Consider the following 14,316-nt stretch of genomic DNA (forward strand, 5'->3'; position numbering starts at 1 on the left):
GGTGCAGGGCCGTGTGCGGGTGGGCTGGATCAGCCGCCGATGCGGATGAAGGTCCAGTTCCCGGAGTAGATGTTGCGCTCGGAGGTGTCCACGCGCGTGTTGCCCGCGTCGACGAACATGTTGCCGCCGGCGTAGATCCCGATGTGGCCGGGCTTGTAGACGAGGTCGCCGGGGCGGGCCTCGGAGCGCGGGATCACGCGCCCGGCAGCGGCCTGATCGGCCGCACCGCGGGGGAGGCTGATGCCGTGCTGGGCGTACACCCACTGCACGAAACCGGAGCAGTCCCAGCCGGACGGGCTGGTGCCGCCGTAGACGTACGGGGTGCCGATGCCGCTGCGAGCGGTCGCCAGGATGGAGCTGCCCTTGCCCGGGGAGATGCCCGAGTCGGAGGACTGCTTCTGCTCCTGCTTCTCCTCGCGCGGCGCCTCGGACCGGTCGTTGGAGCGGGAGGAGCGGCTCTCGCCCTCGGAGCGACGCTCCTCGCTTGACTCCTCGCCGTCCTCGTTGCGATCCTCGCGGTTCTCGCTGCGGTCCTCGCGGCTCTCGCTGCTGTCCTCGCGGCTCTCGCTGCTGTCCTCGCGCTCGGAGCGGTCCTCGGACTGCTCCTGCTCGCCCTGGTCCTCCACCACGGGCTCCGGCTCGGGCTCGGGCTCCGGCTCCGGCTCCGGCTCCGGCTCCGGCTCGGGCAGGACGATCGAGATCGCACCGGCGGCGGGGGCCAGGGACGGGGCGGCCTCGGCCTCGTCGGCCACATCGGCGCTGGGGATGCCGACGGCCGGGGCGACCACGGGAGCCAGCACGGCCGTGGCGGCGGCGTCGGCCTGCGGGGCAGGCGCCTCGGCGTTCGGCTCAGCGGTCGCGGCAGTGGCACCGCCGAGCAGGATCCCGGCCGCCATCGCGGCACCGGCGGCCGCGCGGCCAGCGCGCACGGCGGGGGTCACCGCACGCACGTCGCGACGGTGGGTGTTCTTCGCAGTGTTCGACACGTGTGGCTCCCAGCCCCGAGGCTCTCGCCTGTGCGCTCGATGATGCTCGCAGTCCGGATCCGGCGCGCAACGGGGCCTGCCGGTGGACATGCCGGGCGAGGTCGCCGCGGCACGGGTACGACGATAGGTGCGCATGAGCGGGACCGTCCGTGTCCCGGGCCGCTTCTGGGGCAGACCTTGACGGAGGCTTTACTCCGTTGCGATCGGGGTCACAAGGAGCTGACCAGCGATGACGTCGGAGAGGGTGACAGCGGCACCGGACTCGGCCCGGAGCACCACGTCTCGCCCCTGCCGCCATACCTCCGCCCTGGCGCCGGGATACAGCTCATGACGTGCAAGTTCTCCGAGCAGCTCGATGTCGCTCTGGGCGCGCTCACCGATGCGGCGCAGCAGGACCGGCGTGGGCCGGTCGTCCGTGGCGACCTCGGAAAGCATCATGGACGCGTTGGCCATGTCTTTACCCTCCGGGGTGACCGCGGTCTCCGAGATCCCCAGGTCGCTCAGGCCGGGGATGGGGTTGCCGTAGGGATCGACGTACGGCGGTTGCAGCTGCTGGGCGATGCGCCGCTCCACCTCGAGGCTCATCACGTGCTCCCAGCGGCAGGCCTCCTCGTGCACCAGGGCGAAGTCCAGGCCGATGACGTCGAGCAGGTGCCGTTCGGCCAGGCGGTGCTTGCGCATCACCACCGTGGCGAGCTCCCGCCCCTCGTCGGTGAGTCGGATCCGTCGCTCGTCGTCCAGGTGCAGCAGGCCGTCGCGCTCCATGCGCGCCACGGTCTGCGAGACCGTCGGCCCCGAGTGCCCCAGCCTCTCGGCGATCCGGGCCCGCATCGGCACCACCCCGGCCTCGCGCAGCTCGAACACCGTCTTGAGGTACATCTCGGTGGTGTCGATCAGATCGCCGCTCACAGCCCCTCCTTCGCGCCCGGTCCGCCGCGTGGCAGTGACGAGTCTATCCGCGCACTCGCCACGGAGCCTGTTCGGGCAGGCGCGCGGCACGACCCCGGGCCGCCGCGGGCTTCAGGCGAGCTGGCCCAGCAGGTGCAGGACCACCGCGAGGCCGTTGAGGAGCACGTGCGCCAGCACGCACACCCACAGGCGTCGCCAGCGCGACCAGAGCACGCCCAGCGCGATCCCCGTCGTCCCCTGCAGGGCGATCACCCGCACGGCGCTCTCCCCCAGGGGGCCAACCCGGTGCGAGAACAGATGCATCAGGCCGAACAGCAGGGAGGCCAGCAGGATCCCCGTCCATCGGCCGCACAGGGCCTCCAGCCGGGTCTGCAGGAAGCGTCGGAACAGCAGCTCCTCCCCCAGTCCGGCGGTGATCGCCGTGGCCGTCGCCCCGACCACGAGGGTCGCCAGCGGCGGCCAGACCGTCGGGGACCCGCTGGAGAAGGGGCCGACAGTCGAGAGGACGCCGAGCAGCAGTGCCGGCAGTACGACCACCGCCGGGTGGACGCTCGGCCGGTGGATCTCCACCCCGGCGCCATGGCGCCTGGCCGAGGACCAGAGCCACACGCACGGCACCACGATGAACATCAGGGCCTTGAGCAGGACGTAGTCCTCCGGCAGCGGCAGCACCGGCACCAGCAGCGAGAACCCAACGGCCAGAGCGAGCAGCCCGGCTGTCTGCGCCCGCACCCGGCCCGGCTGCGTCACCAGCACCGCCGAGGAGCCCTGGCCCGCCGGCAGCAGCAGCGCCGCAGCGATGCACAGCATGGCCGGCACCAGCAGCACCAGCACCGGCATCGGCCGGTACCCGGGGTCCATGGAGACAGTGACGCCGTCGGGGAACAGCAGGACCGAGGCGAGGACGGCACCCAGGACGACGGAGCCGAGCACGACGATGGCCCAGCCGCTGTCGGGCCGGGGATCGCTCGTGGGCGAGATGCAGTTGATCATGGGACCAGCCTCCGCGAGATCCGCGCGTCGCGCCTCCTGCGCGAGGAGGAGATCCCCGCACGCACGGCGCTCGGGGCCCGGATGCACCGCGCCCCGGGTCCCGCTCGGGGATCCGGGGCGCCGCGCGCTCACGGCTTTCAGGCCGCAGGAGCCGTCGGGATCAGAGACCCTTGATGATCTCCCGCATCAGCTCGGCGGTCTCGGTGGGGGTCTTGCCCACCTTGACGCCGGCGGCCTCGAGGGCCTCCTTCTTGGCCTGCGCGGTGCCGGCCGAGCCGGTGACGATCGCGCCGGCGTGGCCCATGGTCTTGCCCTCGGGGGCGGTGAAGCCCGCGACGTAGCCGACCACCGGCTTGGTCATGTTCTCCTGGATGTACGCCGCGGCACGCTCCTCGGCATCGCCGCCGATCTCGCCGATCATCACCACCCCGACGGTGTCGGGGTCCTGCTCGAACGCCTCCAGGGCGTCGATGTGGGTGGTGCCGATGATTGGGTCGCCACCGATGCCGATGCAGGTGGTGAAGCCGATGTCCGAGAGCTCATACATCATCTGGTAGGTCAGGGTGCCGGACTTGGAGACCAGGCCCAGCTTGCCCGCGCCGGTGATGTTCGCGGGAGTGATGCCGGCGTTGGACTTGCCGGGGCTGATCACGCCCGGGCAGTTCGGGCCGATGATCCGGGTGGTGCCCTTCTCCTGGGAGTAGTTGAAGAATTCGGCGCTGTCCTTGACCGGGATGCCCTCGGTGATGATCACCAGGAGCGGGATCTCGGCGTCGATCGCCTCGATCGCGGCGTCCTTGGCGAACTTCGGGGGCACGAACACGACGGAGACGTTCGCGCCGGTGGCCTCCATGGCCTCCTTGACGGTGCCGAAGACCGGCACCTCGTGGCCGCCGTCGAAGGAGACCGACTGGCCGGCCTTGCGGGGGTTCACGCCGCCGACGATGGCGGTGCCGGAGTCGAGCATGCGCTGGGAGTGCTTCATGCCCTCCGAGCCCGTCATGCCCTGGACGATGACCTTGCTGTTCTCATCGAGAAAGATAGACATGGGGGTGCTGCTCACTTTCCTTCGGCGGCGAGCTGGGCGACCTTCGCGGCGCCGCCGTCCATGGTGTCGGCCTGGGTGACGAGGGGATGGGCGAAGTCGGCGAGGATGCGGCGGCCCTCCTCGACGTTGTTGCCGTCGAGGCGCACCACCAGAGGCTTGGTGGCGGAGTCGCCGAGCTTCTTCAGCGCGCCCACGATGCCGTTGGCCACCGCATCGCACGCGGTGATGCCACCGAAGACGTTCACGAACACGGCGGAGACCTGCTCGTCGCCGAGGATCACGTCCAGGCCGTTGGCCATCACCTCGGCGGAGGCACCGCCGCCGATGTCCAGGAAGTTGGCGGGCTTGACGCCGTGCTGCTCACCGGCGTACGCGACCACGTCGAGGGTGGACATGACCAGGCCCGCGCCATTGCCGATGATGCCGACCTCGCCGTCGAGCTTGACGTAGTTGAGGTCCAGCGCCTTGGCCTTGGCCTCCAGGGGATCCTCGGTGAGGGTGTCCACCAGTTCGCCGTGCCCCTCCTGGCGGTAGGCGGCGTTGTCGTCCAGCGTGACCTTGCCGTCCAGGGCGATGATGTCACCTGCACCGGTCTTGACCAGCGGGTTGACCTCCACCAGGGTGGCGTCCTCCTCGCGGTACACGTCCCACAGCTTCTGCAGCACGGGGGCGACCTTCGCGCCGGTCTCGGCGTCGAACCTGGCGGTCTCGACGATCTCCTTCGCCTTGGCCTCGTCGATGCCGACGTTCGGGTCCACGGCCACGCGGGCCAGGGCCTCGGGGCGCTCGACGGCCAGCTGCTCGATCTCCATGCCGCCCTCGACCGAGCACATGGCGAGGTAGTTGCGGTTGGTGCGGTCCAGCAGCAGGGAGAAGTAGTACTCCTCGGCGATGTCCGCACCCTCGGCGATCATCACGCGGTGCACGGTGTGGCCCTTGATGTCCATGCCCAGGATCCGGGAGGCGTGCTGCTCGGCCTCCTCGGGGGACTTCGCGACCTTCACGCCGCCGGCCTTGCCGCGCCCTCCCACCTTGACCTGGGCCTTGACGACGGTGACCGGTGTGCCGAGCTGCTCCGCTGCAGCCTTGGCGCTGGCAGGATCCTCCGCGACCACTCCTCCGAGCACGGGCACGCCGTGCTTCTCGAAGAGGTCGCGGGCCTGGTACTCATACAGGTCCACGGGTTGGGGGTCCTCTCGTTATCGACAGAGGACGGCAGGCCGCGCTCCGGCCTCGGGGCCGTCCCAGGTGACGGAGCCAGACTACCGTCGCCAGAGCAATGAGCGAACCGGCTGCCCCGTCGCGGACGGGCCCGTCCGGAACGGGACGCAGCACCGCACGGCGTTCCTCGACGAACGCTTCGGTGAGGCACGGGCACTACAGTGGGCCCGTGCCTCGCCGTCGAACTCTCACCCAGCGCATCCGCGACACCCTCGGCTTCAGTGTGGTCGCGATCCTCGTGCTGTTCCTCATCCTGCGCGTGGCGGGTGTGCGCTCCACCTTCTCGAGCTTCTTCCTCTCGGTGGTGATCACGATCGCGCTGAACGTGGGGCTGTCGTACTGGAACGAGAGCTCAGCCCGTCGGCGCGCGCAGCAGGACCGCTCGTACGACGACCGCGGTCGACGGGACGCCGACATCCGCTGGCGGGAGGACGACCGCCGCTAGCTCCCTTGCATGACAGGGGCGCACCGTTCCACTACCGGGCCGAGGAGAGTCGATGGCCGACTGGAAGACCTACGCGAAGGCCGCGCGCAACACGGCGCGTCGTCAGGCGCAGAGCGCGTCGCGCCCCGCACGGGACCGACGGCACCCTGCCGACCGGGACCATCCCCGCCCCCCGTCGAACCGCTCGGGAAGCGAGTCGAACCGCTCGGGGCGCGACCGGGCCCGCGATGACGCTCCTCGCCGACGGCCCCTGAGCACCGGCGACTATGCGCGCGCGGCGCGTCGAGCCCTGGACGAGGGCACCCGTGAGAGCCGCGACTCCCTGCGTCGCAGCAGCGCGCGCGCCCGGAAGGATGCCGCCGCCTACGCCGTGGTGGCCGAGCGCCGCATGCGCAGGGCCCAGGTGGGGCGCCGCGTGACGGCCGCCTTCCGCGATGCAGTGCTGATGGGGCTGTCCCTGTTCATCATCTGGTTCGTGGTCACCCGCACCGGTGTGCAGATCCCCTTCACCGCCGTCCTCGCGGTGGTGGGGGTGATCGTCGTGGTCCGCTTCGGCTGGGCCCTGGTCGCGCAGTTCACCACCCAGCACGAGGCGGGCCCGGAGAACGTCGACGACGAGCCCCGGGAATACGAGCCGACACGCGACCCACGGGATGCGTCCGCAGCACCACGCACCGAGCGGCAGCACCGCAGCAGCTGACGCTCCGGCAGGACGATATGACATCGTGACGCGACCTGACGTGATCTTCGTCGGATCCGGGCCCGCTGCCTCGTCCCCGGAGCCCTCGCGCCTCTAGCCTGGCGGGGCCAGCAAGCCCATTGTGCGCCGGGTCGGCCCGGCGCCGTGGTCACCAGCTCGCCTGGTGCCGCATCCTGCCTCGAGGTGGCCATGCCCGACGCGACGAAGCACCCGACCCCGACCCTGTCGGGCTCCCCTGCCCCGCTCCCCGGCGGCCATGGCGGCCTTGGCGGCTCCGGCGATCCCGGTGACTCCGGTGGCTCCGGTGGCTCCGGTTCCGGTGGCGCCCGGGAGCCGGGCCGCCCCGATCCGCGCAGCAGCGGCCGCCGCTCCTGGCACCGCCGGGCCTCGCGCCCCGTCAGCTGGTGGATGATCGCGCTGGTCGTCGTGGTGCTGACCCACCAGTGGCTGCCGCAGGCCCGCTGGCTGATGGTCCACATGGTCACCCTCGGCCTGATCTCCACCTCGATCATGGTGTGGGGCCAGCACTTCACCGAGGCCCTGCTGAAGACTCGCCTGGGCGAGGAGAGCCGTCCCCGCCAGGTGGCCCGCAGCTATCTGCTCACGGCGGGCGTGGCGGTGACGATCGCCGGCATGCTGCCCTCGTGGCCGTGGGTAGTGGTGGTCGGTGCCCTCCTGGTCTCCGCCGCGCTGGTCTGGTACGCGATCTCCCTCGGCTCACAGGTGCGTGCTGCTCTGGCGCCGCGCTTCGCGTTCACGGTGCGGGCCTACATCGGCGCGGCCTGCCTGCTGCCCGCCGGTGCCGTGCTGGGCGCAGTGATGGCCTTCAGCCCGGGCGAGCCGTGGCAGGGCAGGCTGCTGCTGGCCCATCAGATCCTCAACATCCTGGGTTTTGTGGGGATCACCGTCACCGGCACCCTGCTGACCCTGTGGCCGACCGTGCTGCGCACCAAGGCGGATCCGGTCGCCACCGCGCGCTCCGCTCGGGGCCTGGTGGGCATGGGCGTCGGCGTGGTGGGGGCGTCGATCGCCGCGATCATCGCCTCGGTGAGCCTGGGGGTGGCGTTCGTCCTGGTGTACGCGGGATCCTTCGCCTGGGTGGCCATCACCCTGGTCCGGGCGGGCATCCGCTCCGCCCGCCAGGAGCACCGCATCGAACTGCCCTGGTTCCCGATCCTCTCGATCGGGGCGGGCATGGTGTGGTTCATGCTCGGCCTGCTGCGCCTGACCGCGCTCTGGTGGCGCTCGGCCGACGAGCAGCTCGCCAGCTCCCTGGTCGCCGCGGACGTCCAGACCCTCACCGTCCCCTTCGTCGCCGGCTTCCTGCTGCAGGTGCTGCTGGGGGCGATGAGCTACCTGCTGCCGGTCACCATGGGTGGCGGGCCGCGCGCGGTGCGCGCCTCCCTGGCGATGATGAGCCGGTTCGCCGTGGTACGCGTCGTGATCGTCAACCTGGTGATCGCTCTGTTCGTGCTGGCCGACAAGGGCACGGCGGCCAGCGGCGCCCTGTTCGCGGGTCTGACCGTGGGCACCACCGACGCCGCGGGCTTCGGTTCGTGGGCGCGCGTGCTCGCCTCGCTGCTGGCCTTCGCCGCGCTGCTGAGCTTTCTGGTGCTGATGGTCCTGGCTATCCGGGTCAGCGTGAGGGAGCGGAAGGCGCTGATGGCCTCCGGTGGGCCCGGTGGGCCGGACGCGTCGGCGCCCCTGCCGTCCCCTGCCCTGCGCGGTGCCACGGACCCGTCGGCTTCCACGGCGACGACGGGCGCCGCGAGCCCATCGGCCCCCGGCTCAGGCACGGACCCGTCGGCTCCTGCCGGTCTGGACCGTCGCGCCCTCACCGGGGCCCTGCTGGGGGCGGGCTCCGTCCTGGGTGTCACCGCCGTCGGATCCTCGCTTGACCGGGCCTACGGCTCCTACGGCGACACCGGTGCCGCCTCCGGCTCCGGTGGTACGGCCGCACCTGCCGCGGGTGGCGCGGTGAGTCCCACCGGGCAGACCACCACCGTCGCGGTGAGCATGGCCGAGATGCGCTTCCATCCTGATGTGATCGAGGTGCCCGCTGGCAACGACCTGGTGATCGAGCTGGCCAATGACGATCCGCACGACGTGCACGACCTGGTGCTCGCCGATGGCACCGCCTCCGGGAGGCTCCAGCCCGGCGACTCCACCACCGTCGAGGCCGGTGTGATCAGTCACGACCTGGCGGGGTGGTGCTCGATCGTCGGCCATCGTGCGATGGGCATGACCCTGCGGGTGACCGCCGTCGGCGCGGCGACCACGGGCCACGCGCACGGCGGCAGCGCCGGTGCTTCCACCGGCGGTGACGAACTGGCCCGGGTGCCGATGGATCTGGCTGCTGAGCCCGGCGAGGGCTATGCGGTGCGCGACGCCGCCATGCCGCCGAGCGCGGGCCAGGATCAGCGGCTCACGCTCGAGATCACCGAGGCCGCACTGGAGGTGGCCCCCGGCGTGAGCATGGACGCGATGACGTTCAACGGCACCGTGGTGGGCCCGGTGATCCGCTCCGAGCTGGGAGCCCGACTGACCGTGGACCTGGTCAACAACGGCTCCATGGGGCACTCGCTTGACCTGCATGCGGGCCGCGTCGCCCCCGATGAGGTGATGCGCACGATCCCACCGGGTAAGTCCCTCGAGTACACGATCACCACGGACTACGCCGGGGCGTGGCTGTACCACTGCTCGACGATGCCGATGACGGTGCACCTGGCCGCCGGGTTGCTGGGCGTGCTGATCGTGCCGCCGCAGGACCTCGCGACCGCCGACCGGGAGTACGTGCTGGTGCAGTCCGATCACTACCTGGTGCCCGAGGGCGCCGCCGGCCACGCGGAGGCGATGCACGAGGGCGCGCACCCGGTCAGTCCCGCCAAGATCGCCGCCGAGCGCCCGGACATGACGGTGTTCAACGGGCACGCCAATCAGTACGTGCACGCTCCTCTCGAGGCCCGTGTGGGCGAACGGGTGCGGATCTGGGTGCTGGCCGCCGGTCCCTCCCGCGGGATCTCCTTCCACGTGGTGGGCGGGGTCTTCGACACGGTGTTCTTCGAGGGCGAGTACCTGCTGCGGCCCGACAACGAGACCGGGGGCGGCTCCCAGGCCCTGCACCTGGGCGCTGCGCAGGGCGGGTTCGTGGAGCTGGTGTTCGACGAACCCGGCACCTACACCGCGGTCAACCACTCCTTCGTGGACATGGAGCGCGGCGCCAGGGCCCTGATCCGGGTCACCACGTAGGGCCGCCGACGGGCCCTGCGCTCCATATACTCCGAACATGACCGAGCCCGCCCGCACAGGGCTGCACCACCTCGAGCTCTGGACCGCTGATCTCGCACTGGCCGAGCCCTCGTGGGACTGGCTGCTGAGCGCGCTGGGCTGGTCGGCCGAGCCGGGTCCTTCCACATTCCTGCCCTGCCGGTTCTAGCACCCCGTCCGTGCGTCATACCCTTCCCCTATATTCGAACGCACATTCGATATAAATGTTCCCGCGCGTCGGGAGGAGGTGCTCCGTGGACGCTCTGCCCACCCATCCATATGCGGTGCTCGACGCGATCAGCCGGACCGCGAGTGCCGTGCAGGACGCCGTCGCAATGCTTGTTCCATACAGTGCCCGATCCCCCGTGGGGACCACCGCCGTCACCGAGGACGCCGCCACCGAGGACGCAGCGGTCATCGACGCGATCGGGCGGATCGAATCGCTCAAGAACTCCTTGGACGCCGTGCAGTCCTCCCTCGAGGTCTCCCTGCGGCAGGCTCGTGTCCGATCCGAGCGTGCGGCCGGAGTGCCGCTGGCACGCCGGGGCACAGGCGTGGGCCACGAGATCGGCCTTGCCCGCCGCATATCGCCAGCTCGCGCGGGCAACCAGCTCGCTCTGCGTCGAGTGGTGGTCGAGTCCCTTCCTGAGATCTGGCGTCGCATGGCCCAGGGGGACATCTCCGCCTGGGCGGCAGAGGAGGTCGCGCGGGCAGTGCTGGTCCTGGACGACGAGGATCGCGCCCGCATCGACTCCGAGCTCGCCCCGAGCATCCATGAGCTGTCCCCTCGCGCCGCTGGCCGCCGGGCTCGCGCACAGGCCGACGACCTCGATCGGGAGGCGGCCCTGGCACGGATGAGGCTCAACCACTCGCAGCGGCGCGTCACGCAGCGGCCGGCAGCCGAGGGGATGATGACGCTCTCGGCTCTACTGCCGCTGACCGAAGGCGTCTCGGCGTTCGCGTCACTGCGCGCAGCCGCGGACGCCGCACGTGCCCGGGGCGACGATCGCTCCCGAGGGCAGATCATGGCTGACACCCTGGCCGCGCGCATCACCGGCCATGAGGCCGCCGCGGCTCCCGTCGAGATCCAGCTGCTGATGACCGACAGGAGCCTGCTGGCCGGCGGCGCAGACCCCGCCCTGCTGGAGGGCCACCCTCTGCCCGGCCCGGTCGCGCGTCACCTCGCATTGCACGATGCACCCGCGGTGCCAGCACGCCCCGCCAACCATCCGCACCCCGGCGACGGTCTCAGCTCGGCGGGCGATCCACGCCCCGCTGACGAGCCCCACCCGGCCGGCCTCCGCTCGGCTCCGACCCCAACCGGCCCGACGGGTTCAGCGGCACGGGCCCGTCGGTGGGTGCGTCGCCTGTACACGGATCCGGTCTCCGGCTCCCTGGTCCACATGGACAGCCGCCGGCGGCTGTTCACCGGGGATGTGCGTCGCTTCATCCTGGCGCGAGATCAGCAGTGCCGCACCCCGTGGTGCGAAGCACCGATCCGCCACATCGATCATGTTCACCGCCATGCTGATGGCGGCACCACCACCCCCGACAACGGTGTGGGGGTCTGCGAGCGCTTCAACCACGTCCTGGAGTTGCCCGGGTGGGTGAGCAGCCTGATCACCGAGGGGGCCCACACGGGCACCCTGGAGATCACCGCGCCGACGGGCCACAGGTATCGCTCACCCGTTCCCGACCTGGATCGGATGCTCGGCCTCACACCCGGCGCCGCTCCTGACACTGCTGCACCCGCATCGCCAGACCCACCCCGCACGCTCGCGCCACCCGGAGCACTGGACCCGCCGGTCCGCAGTCAGCTGGACAAGCTGGCAAATCATGTGTCCGGCACCGGAACAGTGCGAATGCGCGGATGACCCCGCCGGGGATCGCCGGCACCAAGGAGAGCGCAGGCCGGGTGGTCGGGGCCCTTGCAGCTTGGTGATCGGAGCCCTTACAGCTTGGTGATCGGGGCGTAGCGCAGCAGCAGGCGCTTCTTCCCGTGGGGCGCCCTGAACTGCACCTCGACCTGGGTCTTCTCACCCTGGCCGGCAACCTCCGTGACGGTGCCCATGCCGAAGGAGTCGTGCGTGACGCGGTCCCCCACCGCCAGCTGCGGCATCTTGGATACGTCCGTGGGCTTGCGGCCGGAGCCGAAGCTGGGCCGGGTCACGTCCTTGCGGCCGCCGCCGGGGCCACCGCTGTATGCAGGACCCCGACCGCCGCCGGAGCCGTAGCTGCCACCAGCGAAGCCGTAGCCGCCCCCGCCGCGGGAACCGTATCCACCGGAGCCGTACCCTCCGCCGTACCCGGCTCCCCCGGCCAGCGTGGAGCCCGCTCGTGCCACGTCGAGCACCTGCTCCGGCACCTCGTCGAGGAATCGGCTGGCCGGCATGAACTGGGGCGCTCCCCAGGTGGCACGCATCTGGGCACGGGTGAGGTACAGCTTCTGCCGGGCACGGGTGATGCCCACGTAGGCCAGGCGACGCTCCTCCTCCAGCTGCTCAGGATCGGACAGGGTGCGCTGATGCGGGAAGGTGCCGTCCTCCAGACCCGTCAGGAACACCACCGGGAACTCCAGTCCCTTCGCGGTGTGCAGGGTCATCAGCGTGACGAACTGGTCCTCGGCCCCGGGGATCTGGTCAGCGTCCGCCACCAGGGAGACCTTCTCCAGGAACCGGTCGATGAGGGACCCCTCCGGAGCATCCGGAGGCGCAGGTGCCTCAGCCTCGCCCACCAGCACCGATTCGGCAGAGACGGCCTCACCCTGGGGGATGTCGGGCGCGGTGGCGTCGTCGCCTTCCTCGTCCTCGAACTCGCTGGCGGCGGCGTCGGCGGCCTCCATCTGCGCCTCGAACTCGGAGGCCACGCTGATCAGCTCGGCGAGGTTCTCCAGACGGGACTCGTCCTGCGGGTCATCGCTGCCCTGGAGCTCGGCGTAGTACCCGGACTTCTGCAGGATCGCCTCGAGCACCTCCGCCGGACCCGTCCCGGTGCGGGCAAGCTCCTGCAGCTCCTCGAGCATGACCACGAAGGAGCGCACCGCGTTCAGCGAACGGGTGGCGATCCCGGGGGCCTCCTCGGCCCGCCGCAGCGCCTCTCCGAAGCTGATCCGCTCCCGCTCCGCGAGCATCGCGATCGCCGCCTCCGCACGGTCCCCGATGCCGCGCTTGGGGACGTTCAGGATGCGGCGCAGGTTGATCTCATCGGCCGGATTGGCCAGGACCTGCAGGTACGCGATCGCGTCCTTGATCTCGCGGCGCTCATAGAACCGCGTACCGCCCACCACGCGATACGGCAGTCCGATGCGGATCAGCTGGTCCTCCAGCGCACGCGACTGCGCATTGGCGCGATAGAAGATCGCGATGTCCCCCGCGGTGCGGCCGTCGTCCACCAGGGCGTCGATCTGGCGGCCGATGTAGCGGGCCTCGGCGGCCTCGTCATCGGCGACGTACAGGGTGATCTTCTCGCCGGCGCCCTGGTCGGTCCACAGGTTCTTCTTGCGGCGGCCCTGGTTCTCCTCGATCACGGCGTTCGCGGCGGTGAGGATGGACTGGGTGGAGCGGTAGTTCTGCTCCAGCACGATGGTGCGGGCGGAGGGGAAGTCCTGCTCGAACTCCACGATGTTGCGGATGGTCGCGCCGCGGAAGGCGTAGATGGACTGGTCCGAGTCGCCCACCACGGTCAGATCGGCCGAGGGGTCCTCGCCCACCAGCTCGCGCACCAGCGCGTACTGGGCGGGGTTGGTGTCCTGGTACTCATCGACCATCACGTGGCGGAACCGCCGGCGGTACCCCTCACGGATCGCGGGGTTCTCCCGCAGCATGGTGACGGTCAGTCCGATCAGGTCATCGAAGTCCACGGCGTTGGCCTGGCGCAGCCGCTCGGTGTAGTTGGTGTAGATCCGGGCCAGGGTCTTCTCGAAGGGGTTCTTGGCGGTCTCGGCCTGATCGGCGAAGTCGATCGGGTCCACCAGCTCGTTCTTGAGCGAGGAGATGCGCGAGGCCAGCGCCCTGGGCGCATTCTTCTTGGTGTCCAGCTCCAGATCCTTGGCGATCGTGGTGATCAGGCGCAGGGAGTCAGCGCTGTCGTAGATCGTGAAGGAGCTCTTCAGGCCGGCCGCTGCGGCGTCGCGGCGCAGGATGCGCACGCAGGCGCTGTGGAAGGTGGAGACCCACATGCTGCGCGCCACCGGGCCCACCAGCTCGGCCACGCGCTCCTTCATCTCAGCGGCGGCCTTGTTGGTGAAGGTGATCGCAAGGATCTCCCCGGGCATCGCCTCTCCGGAGGCCAGCAGGTGGGCGATGCGGCGGGTGAGCACCCGCGTCTTGCCGGAGCCGGCGCCTGCCACGATCAGGAGCGGACTGCCGCGGTGCTCGACGGCCTCGCGCTGCGGCGGGTTCAGCCCCTCGACCAGAGCCGCCAGAGCCGACGGATCAGCCGCCCACGACCGCGCCGGCGGCGCAGCGGAGTAGGTACGAGCGTGGTCCCTGATCCCCGCCGGCGGCTCGCTCTCCCCCTCGGGTGGAGCGGTGTCCTCATCGAACGGCGGCTCCTCATCAAACGGGGGTGCCTCATCGAACGGGGGTGCCTCATCGAACGGCGGCTCCTGGTCGAACGGCGGCTCCTCGGGAGCCGGCGCACCCTCAGGGGGCTCCTGCAGCCGCCGTGAAGGGTCGGCGTCGACCCGCACGCCCTCCAGGCGGCGGAAGGAATCGGGCAGGGAGAGATCGTCGAAGAGTGAGCTCAT

Annotated in this window: 11 protein-coding genes; 5 read left to right on the forward strand and 6 right to left on the reverse strand. The window is 70.8% G+C overall.

All coding sequences use genetic code 11. The features are described 5' to 3' along the window. Window positions 1-29 precede the first annotated feature (29 nt). From M4D54_RS04075 to sucC, 5 genes are all read right to left on the reverse strand, one after another. Window positions 30-986 (reverse strand): C40 family peptidase, encoded by a 957-nt coding sequence (locus M4D54_RS04075; RefSeq protein ID WP_259890392.1) that lies wholly within the window; start codon window positions 984-986, stop codon window positions 30-32. A 189-nt stretch (window positions 987-1,175) separates the two neighbouring features. Then, the gene (locus tag M4D54_RS04080; protein WP_193865494.1) at window positions 1,176-1,895 is read right to left on the reverse strand and encodes a metal-dependent transcriptional regulator; all 720 of its coding nucleotides are present in this window, start codon (window positions 1,893-1,895) and stop codon (window positions 1,176-1,178) included. Between the two features lie 111 nt (window positions 1,896-2,006). Next, window positions 2,007-2,888: a CPBP family intramembrane glutamic endopeptidase gene (locus M4D54_RS04085; protein WP_259789150.1), complete on the reverse strand. Its 882-nt coding sequence runs from the start codon at window positions 2,886-2,888 to the stop codon at window positions 2,007-2,009. 160 nt (window positions 2,889-3,048) lie between these two features. Then, the gene (gene sucD, locus M4D54_RS04090; protein WP_193865496.1) at window positions 3,049-3,936 is read right to left on the reverse strand and encodes a succinate--CoA ligase subunit alpha; all 888 of its coding nucleotides are present in this window, start codon (window positions 3,934-3,936) and stop codon (window positions 3,049-3,051) included. 11 nt (window positions 3,937-3,947) lie between these two features. Continuing rightward, complete coding sequence (sucC, locus tag M4D54_RS04095) at window positions 3,948-5,117, reverse strand: ADP-forming succinate--CoA ligase subunit beta (RefSeq protein WP_193865497.1); 1,170 nt, start codon at window positions 5,115-5,117, stop codon at window positions 3,948-3,950. 209 nt (window positions 5,118-5,326) lie between these two features. On the opposite strand from sucC, the gene M4D54_RS04100 reads away from it, so the two are divergent. The 5 genes from M4D54_RS04100 (at window position 5,327) to M4D54_RS04120 (ending at window position 11,443) form a co-directional block, all read left to right on the forward strand. Next, window positions 5,327-5,602 carry a hypothetical protein gene (locus M4D54_RS04100; protein WP_193865498.1) on the forward strand — a complete coding sequence of 92 codons (276 nt, stop codon included), beginning with the start codon at window positions 5,327-5,329 and terminating at the stop codon, window positions 5,600-5,602. A gap of 52 nt (window positions 5,603-5,654) precedes the next feature. Continuing rightward, a complete protein-coding gene (locus M4D54_RS04105) occupies window positions 5,655-6,302 on the forward strand; it encodes a hypothetical protein (RefSeq protein WP_193865499.1) in 648 nt (215 codons plus the stop codon). Window positions 6,303-6,491: 189 nt separating this feature from the next. Further along, entirely contained in the window at window positions 6,492-9,551 is a 3,060-nt protein-coding gene (locus M4D54_RS04110; protein WP_259789149.1) for a multicopper oxidase domain-containing protein, read from the forward strand. Window positions 9,552-9,588: 37 nt separating this feature from the next. Next, window positions 9,589-9,738, forward strand: a complete 150-nt coding sequence (locus tag M4D54_RS04115; RefSeq protein ID WP_228019066.1) for a hypothetical protein — start codon at window positions 9,589-9,591, stop codon at window positions 9,736-9,738. A 196-nt stretch (window positions 9,739-9,934) separates the two neighbouring features. Next, window positions 9,935-11,443 (forward strand): HNH endonuclease, encoded by a 1,509-nt coding sequence (locus M4D54_RS04120; RefSeq protein ID WP_193865501.1) that lies wholly within the window; start codon window positions 9,935-9,937, stop codon window positions 11,441-11,443. Between the two features lie 77 nt (window positions 11,444-11,520). Here the strand turns inward: M4D54_RS04120 and M4D54_RS04125 are convergent. Then, a partial coding sequence (locus M4D54_RS04125) for a UvrD-helicase domain-containing protein (protein WP_259890393.1) occupies window positions 11,521-14,316 on the reverse strand: 2,796 nt, incomplete at its 5' end.

The sequence above is a fragment of the Brachybacterium sp. p3-SID1565 genome, assembly GCF_025143785.1.
GTDB classification, from domain to species: Bacteria; Actinomycetota; Actinomycetes; order Actinomycetales; family Dermabacteraceae; genus Brachybacterium; species Brachybacterium epidermidis.